Raw genomic sequence first — 13,955 nt, 5'->3', positions numbered from 1 at the left:
AAGGGGTGAGAAAATGAAGATTGCAGTAATAGCGCTGATCGCGTTTATACTGGGCGAAATTGCAGGAGTAATTATTGTGAGTCTAGCAGCGGTGGCGAAAGAGTCAGACGAGATAAGAGAACGGGAAGCAGAAGAAAGGGGAAAGTGATGTATAAAGCAAGAGACGGGATTTATTACAAAAACTTTTTGTATAGAGTGCTGGGGATTGCGTCACCAAGTTTAAACATGGCACATGGCGGAATGTGGGCAATAAGGCAGAAAGCGTGCACAAAAGCAGAGAGAAAAGCGCGAAATGTGGAAAAGTGGGAAATCCGAAGAATGAGACGAAACAAGGAAAACGTAAGGTATATGGGAACCGCAGAGCGCAAGGGCATAAAGTATGCAGTATATGAGTGCCAAGGAAAATATTACAAAACAGAAAGGGCAGAGTAAATGGCAAGAAATGTAAGAATAGACTACGAGAGCGGAGCACAGGAAACGCTATTTAACTGGATAGAATGGCAGTTAGAAAAATATCCAGAGTTAGAGCTTGCTTTTCACATACCGAATGGCGGGAAAAGAAATGCAAGAGAAGCAGCAAACCTTAAGAGGCAAGGCGTTAAAGCTGGCGTGCCGGATATTTGCTTACCTGTAGCGAGAGGCGGCTACCATGGACTGTACATAGAGTTAAAAGTGGGAAACAATAAACCGACAGAAAAGCAAAAGGAATGGCAGAAAAAACTTAACAAGCAAGGCTATTTATCCGTAGTTCGTTATGGCTGGCAGCAGGCAGCGCAGACATTGACGGAGTATTTAGACATGGGAACACTGAAAAATGCAGGAAGAGAGTTTGCACCAAATTTGGAAGAGGGCGTAATGATGCCGTTAGCATAAAAGTTAACGATAAGCCAGACTCAACGGAGAGAAAGAGAGGCAGAACATGAAAGTAATAAGCGTAATAAATTTAAAAGGCGGAGTAGGAAAAACATTTACAGCCTATAACATGGCATACGAACTGGACAAGCGGAGCTATAAAGTGCTTGTGCTTGATAATGACAAGCAGGGGAATATAAGCAAAGCCCTTGGAGTTTATGAAGAAGCCGGAATGTGTGCCGCTGCACGATTGTTAAGCGGGAAATGGCAGAAGCCGGAAGAAATCATACAGAGAACAGACACAAGGTACGGCGGTATAGATATTATAGCGGCGAATATGTCACTATTGGCAGCTACATACCAGATTACGGAAGACCAGACCATAGAACAGCATACGAGATATAAAGCGTTGCTGGAAGCACAAGTGGAATATTACGGGAATTGCAGCGTATGGGGAAAATACGACTATATGATTATAGACAATCCGCCGGACATAGCATTAAACGTGGTAAATGCGCTTGCGATTACAGACGAGGTTATTGTGCCAGTGAAAATAGACGAGTGGGCGCTAGAGGGGCTGGACATTATAGCAGATCAGATAGAAGAGGCAAAGAGGATTAAGCCGGATATTAAATTACTGGGCGCGCTTGTGACTATGTACAGGAATAACGACACGAATATAGCAGGGCTGGAATGGCTGGAGAAGAAAAGCCCGGTAAAACTGCTTGCAAAAATCAGATATACAGACAAGGCAGCAGAAAGTACATTTTTCGGAAAGCCAGTATATGAGTATAGCCCACGCTGCGGAGCTGCGCAGGACTACAAAAATTTTATAACAGAGTACTTAGAGAGAAAGAGAGGTAAATAACATGGCAGCAGGCAAATTTAGCTTTACGGATATTATGAACGCAAAGAGCAGAACGGCAGCAGGAGCAGGCACAGTGGACAACTATACAGAAATTTACCTAAACCCATACGACGTAAAAGAGAGCAAAAGCAATTTTTACAGCATGGAGAACATACAGGAATTAGCGGACACATTCTTAGCAGTTGGACAGCAGCAGCCGACAGTATTAGCAAGAATAGACGGGGAATACAGAATTATAAGCGGACATAGACGAAACCTTGCAAATAAATTGCTGATTGAGAAAGGGCACAACGAGTACAAGAGTGTGCGTTACCTGTATAAAGACATGACAGAGGCAACGTTTGAGTTAAGCTTGCTGGTGGGCAACGCCTATAACAGAGAATTGACAGCCTACGAAAAGACAGAACAGGCGGCGAGGCTGAAAAAGGCAATTATGAGAGCGAGAAAAGAAGACGGTTTAGAGCTTCCGGGTACTCTGCGAGAGGCTATAGCCGATCTGCTGGGAGAAAGCAAAACAAACATAGCGAGAATGGACAAAATAAACGCAAGTTTGGGAGAAGAGGCAAAGGAAGAGTTTAAAAAGGGCAATTTAGGAATAACAGCGGCATACGAGACAAGTAAGCTGCCAGAGGAAGAGCAGAAAGAAATAGCGGCAGCAGCGGCAGCAGGCGGAGAAGTCAGAGCACAAGAGATAGCAAAGAGAGTACAGGAACGAAAAGCCGGGGACGATTACAAAGACCCACACCCGGAAAGCATAACAAGCCTATGCTATTCATGCCTTAACTATTCGGAGTGCAACGTAAAGACGGGGACGTGCCAAAAGTGCGACGCTTATATAAATAAGGCGGATGCGGAGAAAACAGACGAGCAACGCTACGACGAGGAACAAGAGGCAATAGACAAGGAAACACGCAGAAAATTACGGGAGTGGATGCAGGCAGAAAAAATGGAGCACCTGCCAAGTAATGCAATAGAGAAAAAGTATACCAGAGTTTCAAGACAAACATTTAACGCAGTATGCGGTAAAGTCTTGCCGTATTTGATTTTGAAGAATGAAGAGTATAAGGCAGGGCAGTTTATCGTTATACAGGAGTTTGTAACGGGGAAAGCAACGGGAAATACAAAAGAGTTATATATATCATGCGTGGACACAGAAAGCACACATACGGCAATTACAGAGGGGTACTGCGTGCTGGGAATTTGCGAAAAAGAGATTGCCGTAGAGAGAGGCTGGCTTAAAGAAGTGTCCGAAACGGACACAGGAAAGGCGGAAAATGAATAAACGGCAGAAGAAAAAGAGAAATGAAAGGCAGCAGTTAACGATTATTTTAAGCTGCAATACCATGTTTAGGGCAGAGGGATACGAGAAAATACGCAAAAACATTGAGCAACAGGTAAGAGCGGGCAGCGTTGTAGTGCTGCCTGCCTATCTACGCGTAGAGGCGATTATACAGCAGGACGGCAGCAGGCGTATTGAGATTAAACACGAAAGCGAGGTAGTATATGAAAAATGATGTACAGAACTGGATATACAGGGAAGTGCCGGAGCCATATAACGATTTTTTCAAACAGATAGAGGCAGCATTAGGATTTAAATTGTTTATATGGCAAAAGACATTTATAATGCGAGGCGTGTTTAGACAGTACGGGGAAACAACAGCAAAAATATTAAGGGAATTGTTGCAGACTACAGCAAAGCCACTGGACTATACACGACCACCACACAGCAAAAGAGAAGAGATTTATAGACGGGAACTAAGAAACATACAGCAAAAATTAAACAATGCAGGGATAAAGACAAGAGTAGTATTTTATTGCAAACAGGACAAAAGGGCGTATAAGGAAACAGCAGACGAATTGAGAGCAGAGGAAGCATTTACGGAAGAGGGGGCGTATATAAATGTTTGACTTTATGGACGAGATAGTAGAGGCAGTAGAAGATTTTGGAAACGAGGCAGTAGAAATAGCCGCAACAGCTATATTGTTTCTGCTTAAAGCTGTCATTTTGATAACAGCACCAATATGGATATTGCCATACAAGATATTGGGAAGACCGAAAGGGGATTAACTGGCATGGAAGACAAGATAAAAATATGCAAGTACTGCGGGAAAGAATTTAAAACAAACAGGGAACTGCAAAAGTACTGCTGCACTGCTTGCAGAAGACAAGACCAAAAGCGAACAAAAAAGAGTAGCGCGAAAAAGGACGCTAAAGAAAGAATGGAGCAGGGGCTAATTAAAGATGCCATGGAAGCCAAGAAGCGGGGAATGACATACGGGCAATACAAAGGTTGGCAATATTGCGAAAGGCAGATTAGAGAAAGAGGGCGGAAGAAATGAACATAGTAGCATTAACGGGCAGGCTTACAAGGGAGCCGGAAGTAAAACGAGTAGGACAAGATAAAGACTTGGCACAAGCGCGGTTTACGCTGGCAGTAGACGATTATAAAAGCACAGACTTTATTAACATACGTTGCTTAGGAAAGCAGGCAGAATGGGTAGAGAAGTGGACAGGGAAAGGAACAAAGGTAGAGATAACAGGAAAGATAAAAGCGGGAAGCTATCAAGATCAAGACGGACGTAAGGTATATTACACAGAAGTATTGGCGAATAGCGTAAGCTTTGGAGAGAGTAAGGCAGAAGCAGAAGCGCGGCAGCAGGCAGCGGGGCAGCAGGAGCAACAGGGAAGCAGACAGGCAGATATAGCAGGAGACGACGGACTTATGAATATCCCGGACGGGATAGACGAAGAATTACCATTTAGTTAATTGCGCGCGCACATTTGCTATGATATAATTACAACGTGCTAAAGAGCGAATAGAAAGCAGCTATACCAAGCGGCTTACTACTCGCTCTTTTTCTGTATGTATGCAGAGGGACAAAGCATACATGGCATAACACGAACCTCCGCCCAGCGCATGAAACTTAGGGCGCTGGGAAAAGAAGAGAGGAAAGAGGCGGGCAAAGTGAAAGAGTGGGCGAGAGGATTCTATGCGAGTAAGGCGTGGGACGAAACGCGCAAGGCTTACATGATAGCGCAGCATGGACTATGTGAGCGTTGCGGAGAGCCTGCCAAGATCGTGCATCACAAGCGGCACATAACACAAAAGAATATAAATAATACAGACATTACTTTAAACTGGGATAATTTAGAGGCATTATGCCAAGATTGCCACAACAAAGAACATCATGCAGGGGAAAGGCAGAAGCGTTATATGTTTGATGAAGCAGGAAACGTCATAAAACCGCCCCCATTGTTTGAAAAAAATTGAAGCCCGACTACACCGAGTGCAAACTCTAATTTTACTCTGCGGGCGCGCGTATACGTGGTGTAGAGGGGGTGGGGTGTATTGGAAAGGGTGTAGATATGGCAACTAAGAAAGAATACACGAAAGAAGAGAGGATAGAAAAAGAGAAACGCCGACTTAAAGGAATTTTTAAAGAGTTAGAGGACGGCAAGAAAAAACTTGTTACTCCACTGATCGAAAAGGCGGCTTTTATGTCTATCGAACTAGACGAACTGGAAGCATTTCTGGAAGATAACGGCTGGACAAGTGAATACCAAAACGGTGCGAATCAGTTCGGCACAAAGCGAAGCCCAGAAGCAGACACGTACATAGCACTAAGCAAGAACTACGCCGCGATAATTAAGCAGTTAGTGGAACTTGTACCAGCGCAGAAGCGGAAGAAATCGAAGCTGGAAGCGCTGCGGGAAGAGTAAGCTACGATACCGTATAAAAATTATATTTACGAGTACTACGCTAAGATAAAAAGCGGCGAGATCATAGCGGGACTTTGGATTATTGCAATATACAAAATAATCGTAGACGGACTCGAAAAACAAGAGTTTTTCTACAATGCAAAAAAAGCAAATAAAGCTATAAAGTTTATAGAAAATTTCTGCCACCACAGCAAAGGAAGAAACGATTTATTAAAGATGGAACTATGGCAAAAAGCTATAATTTGCTGCATGTTTGGCATAGTTGACGCAGAAAATATTAGGATTTTTCGCGAAATTTTTATAGTTATTGGCAGAAAAAACGGTAAGTCTCTTTTTGCGAGTGCGATTATAGCATACATGGCATATCTGGAGCCGGAATACGGACAAGAGATATATTGCTTAGCACCAAAATTAGACCAAGCAGCGCTTGTATATGACGGATTTTATAAAATGGTTCAAGCAGAAGAGGAACTAAGCGAGCTTACCAAAAAGAGACGTAGCGATATATACCTTGAAGAGACAAATACAGTAATTAAGCCGATTGCGTTTAATGCGAAGAAGTCAGACGGATTTAACCCGCAACTTGTAGTATGTGATGAATTGGCAGCATGGAGCGGGGACGGTGGATTAAAGCAGTATGAGGTTATGAAGTCGGCTTTAGGAGCAAGATTGCAGCCAATGATTTTAAGTATAAGCACTGCCGGATATATCAACGACAGTATATACGACGAACTTATGAAGAGAGCAACAAGTTTCCTAAAAGGCAACAGCAAAGAGCGCAGGCTTTTACCATTCCTGTATATCATAGACGATATAGAAAAATGGAATGACATAAACGAGCTAAAGAAAGCTAACCCGAACATGGGAGTTAGTGTTAAAGAAAGCTTTTTCTTAGACGAAATAGCGATAGCAGAGGCAAGCCCAAGCAAAAAGGCAGAATTTTTAACAAAATATTGCAACATAAAGCAGAACAGTTCTGTAGCGTGGCTGGAATATGCGACCGTAGAAAATGCGGGAGTAGAAAAAACATTGGAAGACTTTAGAGACTGCTACGCGGTAGGCGGAATTGACTTAAGCCAGACAACAGACTTAACAGCAGCTAGCGTGATAATTGAAAAAGACGGAAAGTTATATGCGTTTGCTCAATTCTTTATGCCGCGCAATAAATTGGAGAAGTTACAAGCTTCGGACGGAGTGCCTTACGATATTTTCGTGAAAAAAGGAATAATAACGCTTTCCGGGGATAATTACGTAGACTACAAAGACGTGTTTAACTGGTACGTTGAACTATTGGAAGTATACGGAATACGTACGCTACAGATCGGTTACGACAGGTATAGCGCGCAATATCTCATTGATGATTTAAAACAGTACGGCTTCCACGTAGACGACGTATACCAAGGGGAAAATCTTACACCTATTATACGAGAGTTTGAGGGAATTATACAGGACGGAAACTTTAAAATAGCAAGCAACAATCTGCTTAAGTCTCACTTCCTTAACGTTGCCCTTAAACACAACATGGAAACAAGGAAGTTTAGACCGATAAAAATAGAGCAGAGAGCGCATATAGACGGCTTTGTATCTGTAATAGATGCAATGACCGTAAGACAAAAATACAATGCAGAATTAGGCGAATTATTGAGAAACGCAGCATAGAAAGGGGTGAGCATTACGGGGCTTTTGGATTATGTTTTTAAAAAGAAAAATGAGCAGATCATAGGCGAATATTTTAAAATGCTTGACGGCTATAGCCCGGTATTTACGTCATATTCTGGCGGCGTTTATGAAATGGACTTAACACGAACAGCTATTAACAGCTTTGCAACGCATTGCAGTAAATTAAAGCCGGAAGTAACAGGGACAGCCAAGAAAAGGCTGGAAAAAATACTGCAATTTAAGCCCAATAGCTTTATGGACACATCAAAATTTATAGCGAGAGTAGCGACAATATTAGAGTGTGAACATACAGCATTTATTATACCGATTGAGGACGCCGCAGGAGAATTGGCAGGGTATTACCCGTTACTTCCGCAACACTGCGAGCTTATAGAATGGCATGGCGAACTATATTTACGTTATACATTTGCAAACGGAGAAAAAGCCTGTATAGAGTTTGAACGTGTAGGCGTGCTTACGACGCATCAGTACAAAGACGACCTCTTTGGAGAGAGTAACGACACAATGAAGCCGACTATGCAGCTCATACAGACAACAAACGAGGGTATTATTAACGCGGTAAAGAACTCTGCAAATATAAGATTTATCGCAAAAATAGCAAATATGCTAAAGCCGGAAGACATACAAAAAGAGCGGCAGAGGTTCACAGAAGAAAACTTAAGCGCCGAGAACAAAAGCGGCATGATTATTTACGATAATAAATTTACCGACTTAAAACAGGTAGAAAGCAAAGCATATACGCCGAACGCTTTACAGATGCAGCAAATACAAGAAAATGTATGTACACACTTTGGTACAAACATGGATATTTTGCAAAATAAGTTCGACGAGAATAAATGGAACGCTTATTACGAGGGGAAAATAGAACCATTTGCCCTGCAATTATCACTTGCAATGTCAAACATGACATACACGCCGAGAGAGCTTACACATGGGAACATGATAACATTTAGTGCAAACAGATTGCAGTATGCAAGTAACACAACAAAATTACAGGTAAGCACACAGCTGTTTGATAGAGGACTTATAAACCGTAATGGAGTTATGGATATATGGAATATGCCACACGTAGAGGGCGGAGATAAGTACTACATAAGAAAAGAGTATACAGAAGTGGGTAAACTGGACGAGCCAGAAGACTATAAGGAACCAGAAGAACCTAAAGAGCCGGAAGAGCCTGTAGAACCGACGCCGGAAGAATAGAAAGGGGTGCACAAATGCCAGTAGTTAAAACAAGGGAATACAGACAACTAGCAGCGCCGCTTACGGCGCAGGCAGCAGGAAAAAGAATAGACAGCGAATGTTACGTAGAGGGTTATGCTACTACGTTCAATGACCCATACGTGCTTTATGAGTTTGAAGACGGGACGAAATATTACGAAGTTATAGACAGGAACGCGTTAGACGGCGCGGACATGAGCGACGTTATAATGCAATACGATCACCAAGGCAGGGTATTTGCTAGAAATAGTAATAAAACACTACAGTTAATACCAGATCATAAAGGGCTATTGATTGCGGCAGACCTTAGCAAAACAGATTTAGCTAGGGGACTGTACCAAGATATAGAGGCGGGAATGATAAATAAAATGTCATGGGCGTTTACAGTCGAAGAGGAGCGCTACGACAAAGCGACCAGAACCCGCACAATACTAAAGATTAAAAAAGTATATGATGTGTCAGCGGTAAGCATACCCGCAAATGACGACACAAGCATAGCAGCGCGAAATTTTGCGACCGGGAGACGGGAAGCAGAACAGCTGGAGCAGCTGGAGCGCAGAAAAATTGCACTACGGATTAAAGCGAATTTATAAAGTAAAGGAGAAAAATAATGGGAAGATTACAGGAAATTGAGCAGAGACTTGCAGAAATTAGAACAGAATTAAATACGCCGGACATTACAGCGGAGAGACTTACAGCACTGGAAACAGAAGTAAACAACTTGCAGGAAGAAAGAACCGCCTTAATTGAGCAGCAGGAAAGAAGAACAAATTTACTTAACCAGCTGGCGACAAGAGGGGCGGTTGTAGATCAGAACGGAAACCCGACACCAGCAAGAGTGGTTAGAAGCTTTGAGGGAGCAGACGGCGCAGGAGAGCAGGAGCCGGAAGACAAATACGCAACAATGGAGTACAGACGTGCTTTTATGAATTATGTTATTAGAGGCGCAGAGATTCCAGCAGAATACAGAGCAAACGCAGTAAGCAAAACAACAGACGTAGGGGCAGTTATCCCGACAAACGTACTTAATCAGATCGTACAGAAGCTTGAAAGTACAGGAATGATTTTAGCCCTTGTAACAAGAACTGCATACAAGGGCGGCGTATCTATCCCGGTATCTACTGTAAAGCCAACGGCAACATGGGTAGCAGAGGGAGCAGGAAGCGATAAGCAGAAACACGACGCAAAAAAAGACGGTATGATTACTTTTGCATACCACAAACTGCGCTGCGCAGTGGCGGTATCTTTGGAAGTAGATACTATGGCAATGCCAGCCTTTGAAAGCTTGATTATTAACAACATTGTAGAGGCAATGACAAAAGCACTGGAGCAGGCTATTATTTCTGGAAGCGGCACAGGACAGCCAAAAGGTATTATTACAGAAACCCCGGTAACAGATCAGGCTATTGATGTAAAAGCGCAGGCGTACGCTGATTTGATTGCAGCAGAAGCAGCGTTGCCGATTGCATACGAAAAAGGGGCGCAGTGGTGCATGAGTAAAAAAACATTCATGGGCTACTATGGACTCACAGATACCAACGGACAGCCGATTGGTAGAGTTAATTACGGAATTGCCGGAAAACCAGAGTATACGCTACTTGGAAGACCTGTAGTAGTGTGCGATTACTTGCCAAGTTTTGCGGCGCAGACAACAGGAAAAGTATTTGCGTTCCTTTTCAACTTCAAAGATTATGTGCTTAACACTAATTACGCTATGGGCGTTAAGAAGTATGAGGACAACGATACAGACGACATGGTAACAAAGGGCATTATGCTGGCAGACGGAAAAGTAGTAGATAAAAACAGCCTTGTAGTACTGAAAAAATTAGTAAGTGGTTAATTGGTATGGCAGCTGGTGTATAACACTGGCTGCCTACAGGGTAGTGTAAAGTAGCCTATGAAAAATTGGAGCTGAAAAAATGGCTCCATTGGAACCTTGAAAATTGCAGATATGTTAGTTTTCGGCAGTGTACGCCACCCTTGACGGCACACCTTTTTGAGCTTTTATCGGTTTCACGGCTTTGCCATAACGGAGCAGGTAGTATTCGTTCCAGAGTCTCCAGTCTTGTTTGATGAAGGGTTTGATGACAGGAAGCTTATCAGTGAGGAATTTCTGGTACTTAGGACTGTGGATTTCATCATGAGCCCATTGTTTCAAAGGAATATATCTGCAGATAAAGAGAATAAGCCAGCAGATTTGCTGATATTGTTCTTGAATGATGTTAAGTAAATAGAGTATAATGTTATCCATAGCAATGATTTACCTTTCGTATTTTGTTGAGTTTGGTAGCCTACATTATACACGAAAAAGGGGGTCATTGCTTTTTTATATGCAAAAAGTGGTGAAGTCCTTGAAAATATAAGGTTTTAAAGAAAAATAGGACTGTAAAACTTTACAGTACCGCCTACAGAAAGAGAGGCAGAATATGAAAGGTAAATTAGCAGAGAGCCAGTTTAGTAACTGGAAAAAAGCAGAAGTCATGGACTTAGCAAACAAAATGGGCGTAAGCGCAGAGGGAACCGTTAAGGAGATCGTGGCAAGAATCTGCGAAGTAGAAGTAGAAGTGCCGGAAGAGTCAGAACTTACCCCGGAAGAGATCAGAGAAATTAGGGCAGCAGAAGCGGAAGAGGAAGCAAAAAGAGAAGCGAAAAAGGCAGAAGAAGAGGCAGCCGGGAAAGTAGGCGTAAGATGCCGCGTAAGGTTCCATGATTTAGAAACAAGTACAATCAGAGAAGTAGGCGAAGAGTGGAACGTAGCAGAGAAACGCGCAGAAGAGCTGATTAAAAAAGAACTTGTAGAACTTATTTAAGAAAAGAGGCTACGTATGGCAGTAGGAAATAAGCTCGTAGATAGGGCAAAAGCAGCTTTAAGAATATCAAGCAATAACGAGGCTATCGTAGGAGAAATAAAAGATATACTGGAAGCTTTTAAGGAAGATTTGCGGCTGGTAGGCGTACACAGGATAAGCGAGGAAGACCCACTGGTTATACGGGCGGCTGTACTATACGTAAAAAGTCAGTTCGGATATATGGATAAGGCGGAGCAGTACCAAAAAAGCTACGATATGCTAAAAATGTCGCTTGCTTTGGCAGGAGATTATAACGAACCAATTACAGACGAAGATTTTGCAGTAGGAAAACAGGTTATAGTAACGGGGACAATTTACCCGGAGCCAGAGAACGAAGATAAAAGCATAACGAAAGCAGGAGCTATTATGCGCGTGGTAGAATTGCTGGACAAGCAGCAGTATAAACAATATATAGGTGTAGCAGCGGAAAAAGAAGAGCCACCACAAGGCTACGCAGCGCCGGAAATCTTGCAGATTTACAAGTAAAGGAGCGCGCAGTATGTACGGGGAAATAACGCTGATAGAACCTATTAACGAGAAAGAAACAGAGGAAAAACAGGTATTTGCAGAAGTGTACAGTATTACGCAGAGCGAATACGTGGCAGCAGGACAGAAAGACATTAAACCAGCGTATAAGTTTGAAATATGGAACTTTGAGTATGACGGACAGACGGACATAGTATACAACGGAATGAGGCTTACCGTATACAGGACATACCCAAGACCAGACGATAAAATAGAGTTATACACAGAAGAAAGGAGCGGCAGGCGGTGGCAGACATAGCTAATATTAACAATATGGCAACTAAGTTGGCACAAGCCTTAACAGAATACGACCAAGACGTAGCGGACGCTGTGAAAGAGATCGTAGACGAACAAGCCGACGAAACGGTAAAAGAGTTAGAAAGCGAATCACCGAGAAAAACAGGAGCATACGCAAAAGGCTGGCGGAAAAAGAAAGTATATGAAACCAGACACAAAAGGCAGAATACGGTATATAACTCTAAAAAGCATCAGCTTACGCATTTGCTGGAAAAAGGACACACAAGAAAGAATACAGACAGGGCAGGAGTAGTACATACGTCAAAAGTACGAAGAACAGCGCCGAGAGTGCATATAGCGCCTGTAGAAAAAAGAGCCATTCAAAACCTTGAAGAAAAAGTGAAAGAGGCGGTAGGCAAGTAATGAGGGTAGAAGAAATCATTAAAAGAGCGGAAGCTTTAGGGCTGCCGATCGCAGAGAATGAATTTATAAAAACAAAAGAAAAGCCGTTACCAGAGCCGCCGTACTTAATATGGTATGACGACGAAACAAACGGAGACGGTGGGGACGGCGTAGTACTATTTAAACGAAGAAAAATTGTACTAGAACTCTACACAGACAAGGTGGGAGACACAGAGATAGAGAGGCGAATAGAAAAAGAAGTATTGTACGACGTGAAGTACAATAAGTACCAAGCACCAGTAGAGAGCGAGGACTTAGTACAAACTGCGTACGACTTCGTGGTAGTTGAAAAAATACCGAAAGGAGAAAGAAAGTATGGATAAAACAAGTATTGTACTTGGAAGTGGAAAGCTGTACGTAACAGAGTTTGAGGACGGGGCAGAAATCCCGGAAAATAAAACAGTAGAGGTAGACGACAACTTACTTGGATATATTTCCGGCGGAGCTACAGTAGAATACACACCAGAATTTTATACAGCAAAAGACGATTTAGGAAAAAAATCTAAGTCAATCCTCACAGAAGAGGAAGCTATCTTAAAGTCCGGGGTAATTACTTGGTGCGGAGAAACGCTGGAGAAGATTTGCAGCACAGCAAGAGTAACAACAGCCGGAAACGTAAGAACTGTTAAAATCGGTGGAGTAGGAAACCAGAACAATAAAAAGTATTACATCCACTTTGTACATGAAGATAAAGAGGACGGCGATATTAGGGTATCTATCGTAGGGAAAAATGAGGCTGGATTTAGCTTTGCATTTGCGAAAGACGAAGCAACTACGGTAGACGTAGAATTTAAGGCACAGCCTATGGACGACGAGGGAACGCTTATTTGCTACGAAGAGATCATCGACCCGGCAACAATAAGCGCATAAAAGAAAAAGAGAATAACTAACCGTACACTAAAGAGGCAAGCGTTTTAACCGACGCTATGCCTCTTTTTCAGTAAAAGGAGAGGGAACATGGCAAACGGATTTAACTTTAACAAAGTACAGAGAAGATATTTTAACGTCACACTGAAAAACGGAAAGACATATTTAGTAGCAATGCCGGAAAAGGCGACCTTTGAAACGCTGGTAGCGCTTAAGTCAGCAGCAGTAGAAGACGTGATAGAAGATCTGTACGAATGTGTTGCAAAGATTATCAGCAATAACAAGCAGGGCTACAAAGTAAAAATGGAAGACATTAAAGCATATAGCTTTGACGAAATCATGCAGTTTATCGGAGCGTACACAGACTTTATACAGGGATTAAAGAACGAAAAAAACTAAAGATTCCTTATTATCCGGGCGGCGTAGGCGGAGATAAGGAGAAAATACCATACGAGTTAAATACCGTAGGGGAAAAATATGTTATGGATTACCTGCGTATAGACATTTTTCAAGTACAAAAGTTGCCAATAGATATTTATTTATATTTCTTACGAGAGGCATACATAACAAACTTGAAGAGCACGAAAGAGGGGAAAGAGTATTTACATAACTGCTGGCGAATCGAACAGACAGAACCAGAAAGACAAAAAATACGGGAGAACTTAACGAAAAG

General features: G+C 42.4%; 23 protein-coding genes and 1 pseudogene. 23 read left to right on the top strand and 1 reads right to left on the bottom strand.

Annotation, left to right across the window (positions count from 1 at the left end; all coding sequences use genetic code 11):
- The first annotated feature begins 13 nt into the window (after positions 1-13).
- From ACQRBN_RS06660 to ACQRBN_RS06585, 16 genes are all read left to right on the top strand, one after another.
- Positions 14-148, top strand: a complete 135-nt coding sequence (locus ACQRBN_RS06660; protein ID WP_427738211.1) for a hypothetical protein — start codon at positions 14-16, stop codon at positions 146-148.
- A complete protein-coding gene (locus tag ACQRBN_RS06655; RefSeq protein ID WP_427738210.1) occupies positions 148-432 on the top strand; it encodes a hypothetical protein in 285 nt (94 codons plus the stop codon). The genes ACQRBN_RS06660 and ACQRBN_RS06655 overlap by 1 nt, the downstream gene beginning before the upstream one ends.
- Positions 433-873 (top strand): VRR-NUC domain-containing protein, encoded by a 441-nt coding sequence (locus ACQRBN_RS06650; protein ID WP_427738209.1) that lies wholly within the window; start codon positions 433-435, stop codon positions 871-873.
- A 46-nt stretch (positions 874-919) separates the two neighbouring features.
- Entirely contained in the window at positions 920-1,720 is an 801-nt protein-coding gene (locus ACQRBN_RS06645; RefSeq protein ID WP_427738208.1) for a ParA family protein, read from the top strand.
- A gap of 1 nt (position 1,721) precedes the next feature.
- Positions 1,722-3,002, top strand: a complete 1,281-nt coding sequence (locus ACQRBN_RS06640) for a ParB/RepB/Spo0J family partition protein (RefSeq protein WP_427738207.1) — start codon at positions 1,722-1,724, stop codon at positions 3,000-3,002.
- A complete protein-coding gene (locus ACQRBN_RS06635) occupies positions 2,995-3,234 on the top strand; it encodes a hypothetical protein (protein ID WP_427738206.1) in 240 nt (79 codons plus the stop codon). The genes ACQRBN_RS06640 and ACQRBN_RS06635 overlap by 8 nt, the downstream gene beginning before the upstream one ends.
- Positions 3,224-3,628, top strand: a complete 405-nt coding sequence (locus ACQRBN_RS06630; protein ID WP_427738205.1) for a hypothetical protein — start codon at positions 3,224-3,226, stop codon at positions 3,626-3,628. Before ACQRBN_RS06635 ends, ACQRBN_RS06630 begins: the two co-directional genes overlap by 11 nt.
- Complete coding sequence (locus tag ACQRBN_RS06625; protein ID WP_427738204.1) at positions 3,621-3,788, top strand: hypothetical protein; 168 nt, start codon at positions 3,621-3,623, stop codon at positions 3,786-3,788. Before ACQRBN_RS06630 ends, ACQRBN_RS06625 begins: the two co-directional genes overlap by 8 nt.
- A 5-nt stretch (positions 3,789-3,793) precedes the next feature.
- The gene (locus ACQRBN_RS06620; RefSeq protein WP_427738203.1) at positions 3,794-4,060 is read left to right on the top strand and encodes a hypothetical protein; all 267 of its coding nucleotides are present in this window, start codon (positions 3,794-3,796) and stop codon (positions 4,058-4,060) included.
- Positions 4,057-4,488, top strand: coding sequence for a single-stranded DNA-binding protein (locus ACQRBN_RS06615; protein WP_427738202.1), 432 nt, complete (start codon positions 4,057-4,059; stop codon positions 4,486-4,488). Before ACQRBN_RS06620 ends, ACQRBN_RS06615 begins: the two co-directional genes overlap by 4 nt.
- 198 nt (positions 4,489-4,686) lie before the next feature.
- Positions 4,687-4,992, top strand: coding sequence for an HNH endonuclease (locus ACQRBN_RS06610; protein WP_427738201.1), 306 nt, complete (start codon positions 4,687-4,689; stop codon positions 4,990-4,992).
- A 95-nt stretch (positions 4,993-5,087) separates the two neighbouring features.
- Entirely contained in the window at positions 5,088-5,441 is a 354-nt protein-coding gene (locus ACQRBN_RS06605; RefSeq protein ID WP_427738200.1) for a hypothetical protein, read from the top strand.
- Positions 5,442-5,657: 216 nt separating this feature from the next.
- Entirely contained in the window at positions 5,658-7,100 is a 1,443-nt protein-coding gene (locus ACQRBN_RS06600; RefSeq protein ID WP_427738199.1) for a terminase large subunit, read from the top strand.
- Positions 7,101-7,106: 6 nt separating this feature from the next.
- Complete coding sequence (locus ACQRBN_RS06595; protein ID WP_427738198.1) at positions 7,107-8,324, top strand: phage portal protein; 1,218 nt, start codon at positions 7,107-7,109, stop codon at positions 8,322-8,324.
- A gap of 14 nt (positions 8,325-8,338) precedes the next feature.
- Positions 8,339-8,935 carry an HK97 family phage prohead protease gene (locus ACQRBN_RS06590; protein ID WP_427738197.1) on the top strand — a complete coding sequence of 199 codons (597 nt, stop codon included), beginning with the start codon at positions 8,339-8,341 and terminating at the stop codon, positions 8,933-8,935.
- Positions 8,936-8,952: 17 nt separating this feature from the next.
- Entirely contained in the window at positions 8,953-10,182 is a 1,230-nt protein-coding gene (locus ACQRBN_RS06585; protein ID WP_427738196.1) for a phage major capsid protein, read from the top strand.
- A gap of 150 nt (positions 10,183-10,332) precedes the next feature.
- On the opposite strand, the pseudogene ACQRBN_RS06580 reads toward ACQRBN_RS06585, so the two are convergent.
- Positions 10,333-10,593 (bottom strand): annotated as a pseudogene (locus ACQRBN_RS06580) (transposase); the annotation flags it as partial.
- A gap of 175 nt (positions 10,594-10,768) precedes the next feature.
- Between ACQRBN_RS06580 and ACQRBN_RS06575 the strand changes: the two are divergent.
- The 7 genes from ACQRBN_RS06575 (at position 10,769) to ACQRBN_RS06545 (ending at position 13,681) form a co-directional block, all read left to right on the top strand.
- Entirely contained in the window at positions 10,769-11,152 is a 384-nt protein-coding gene (locus ACQRBN_RS06575) for a hypothetical protein (protein ID WP_427738195.1), read from the top strand.
- A gap of 15 nt (positions 11,153-11,167) precedes the next feature.
- Positions 11,168-11,677 carry a phage head-tail connector protein gene (locus ACQRBN_RS06570; protein ID WP_427738194.1) on the top strand — a complete coding sequence of 170 codons (510 nt, stop codon included), beginning with the start codon at positions 11,168-11,170 and terminating at the stop codon, positions 11,675-11,677.
- Positions 11,678-11,690: 13 nt separating this feature from the next.
- Positions 11,691-11,975 carry a hypothetical protein gene (locus tag ACQRBN_RS06565; protein WP_427738193.1) on the top strand — a complete coding sequence of 95 codons (285 nt, stop codon included), beginning with the start codon at positions 11,691-11,693 and terminating at the stop codon, positions 11,973-11,975.
- On the top strand, positions 11,963-12,376 hold the full coding sequence (locus tag ACQRBN_RS06560) for an HK97 gp10 family phage protein (RefSeq protein WP_427738192.1): 414 nt from the start codon (positions 11,963-11,965) through the stop codon (positions 12,374-12,376). Before ACQRBN_RS06565 ends, ACQRBN_RS06560 begins: the two co-directional genes overlap by 13 nt.
- Positions 12,376-12,738 (top strand): hypothetical protein, encoded by a 363-nt coding sequence (locus ACQRBN_RS06555; RefSeq protein ID WP_427738191.1) that lies wholly within the window; start codon positions 12,376-12,378, stop codon positions 12,736-12,738. Before ACQRBN_RS06560 ends, ACQRBN_RS06555 begins: the two co-directional genes overlap by 1 nt.
- Positions 12,731-13,285, top strand: a complete 555-nt coding sequence (locus tag ACQRBN_RS06550; protein ID WP_427738190.1) for a hypothetical protein — start codon at positions 12,731-12,733, stop codon at positions 13,283-13,285. Before ACQRBN_RS06555 ends, ACQRBN_RS06550 begins: the two co-directional genes overlap by 8 nt.
- An 87-nt stretch (positions 13,286-13,372) precedes the next feature.
- Complete coding sequence (locus ACQRBN_RS06545; protein ID WP_427738189.1) at positions 13,373-13,681, top strand: hypothetical protein; 309 nt, start codon at positions 13,373-13,375, stop codon at positions 13,679-13,681.
- Positions 13,682-13,955: the final 274 nt, after the last annotated feature.

It is taken from the genome of Bariatricus sp. SGI.154 (assembly GCF_050313795.1).
Lineage (GTDB): Bacteria > Bacillota > Clostridia > Lachnospirales > Lachnospiraceae > CAMBRQ01.
This window is presented reverse-complemented; position numbering and strand designations above follow the sequence as displayed.

Bases quoted from the DNA above. Each gene is read 5' to 3' on its own strand.
- ACQRBN_RS06600 (WP_427738199.1), top strand. From the start codon at position 5,658: ATGGAACTATGGCAAAAAGCTATAATTTGCTGCATGTTTGGCATAGTT.
- ACQRBN_RS06620 (WP_427738203.1), top strand. From the start codon at position 3,794: ATGGAAGACAAGATAAAAATATGCAAGTACTGCGGGAAAGAATTTAAA.
- ACQRBN_RS06555 (WP_427738191.1), top strand. From the start codon at position 12,376: ATGAGGGTAGAAGAAATCATTAAAAGAGCGGAAGCTTTAGGGCTGCCG.
- ACQRBN_RS06615 (WP_427738202.1), top strand. From the start codon at position 4,057: ATGAACATAGTAGCATTAACGGGCAGGCTTACAAGGGAGCCGGAAGTA.
- ACQRBN_RS06625 (WP_427738204.1), top strand. From the start codon at position 3,621: ATGTTTGACTTTATGGACGAGATAGTAGAGGCAGTAGAAGATTTTGGA.
- ACQRBN_RS06550 (WP_427738190.1), top strand. From the start codon at position 12,731: ATGGATAAAACAAGTATTGTACTTGGAAGTGGAAAGCTGTACGTAACA.
- ACQRBN_RS06565 (WP_427738193.1), top strand. From the start codon at position 11,691: ATGTACGGGGAAATAACGCTGATAGAACCTATTAACGAGAAAGAAACA.
- ACQRBN_RS06545 (WP_427738189.1), top strand. From the start codon at position 13,373: ATGGCAAACGGATTTAACTTTAACAAAGTACAGAGAAGATATTTTAAC.
- ACQRBN_RS06575 (WP_427738195.1), top strand. From the start codon at position 10,769: ATGAAAGGTAAATTAGCAGAGAGCCAGTTTAGTAACTGGAAAAAAGCA.
- ACQRBN_RS06635 (WP_427738206.1), top strand. From the start codon at position 2,995: ATGAATAAACGGCAGAAGAAAAAGAGAAATGAAAGGCAGCAGTTAACG.
- ACQRBN_RS06570 (WP_427738194.1), top strand. From the start codon at position 11,168: ATGGCAGTAGGAAATAAGCTCGTAGATAGGGCAAAAGCAGCTTTAAGA.
- ACQRBN_RS06660 (WP_427738211.1), top strand. From the start codon at position 14: ATGAAGATTGCAGTAATAGCGCTGATCGCGTTTATACTGGGCGAAATT.
- ACQRBN_RS06650 (WP_427738209.1), top strand. From the start codon at position 433: ATGGCAAGAAATGTAAGAATAGACTACGAGAGCGGAGCACAGGAAACG.
- ACQRBN_RS06605 (WP_427738200.1), top strand. From the start codon at position 5,088: ATGGCAACTAAGAAAGAATACACGAAAGAAGAGAGGATAGAAAAAGAG.
- ACQRBN_RS06655 (WP_427738210.1), top strand. From the start codon at position 148: ATGTATAAAGCAAGAGACGGGATTTATTACAAAAACTTTTTGTATAGA.
- ACQRBN_RS06630 (WP_427738205.1), top strand. From the start codon at position 3,224: ATGAAAAATGATGTACAGAACTGGATATACAGGGAAGTGCCGGAGCCA.
- ACQRBN_RS06585 (WP_427738196.1), top strand. From the start codon at position 8,953: ATGGGAAGATTACAGGAAATTGAGCAGAGACTTGCAGAAATTAGAACA.
- ACQRBN_RS06640 (WP_427738207.1), top strand. From the start codon at position 1,722: ATGGCAGCAGGCAAATTTAGCTTTACGGATATTATGAACGCAAAGAGC.
- ACQRBN_RS06590 (WP_427738197.1), top strand. From the start codon at position 8,339: ATGCCAGTAGTTAAAACAAGGGAATACAGACAACTAGCAGCGCCGCTT.
- ACQRBN_RS06645 (WP_427738208.1), top strand. From the start codon at position 920: ATGAAAGTAATAAGCGTAATAAATTTAAAAGGCGGAGTAGGAAAAACA.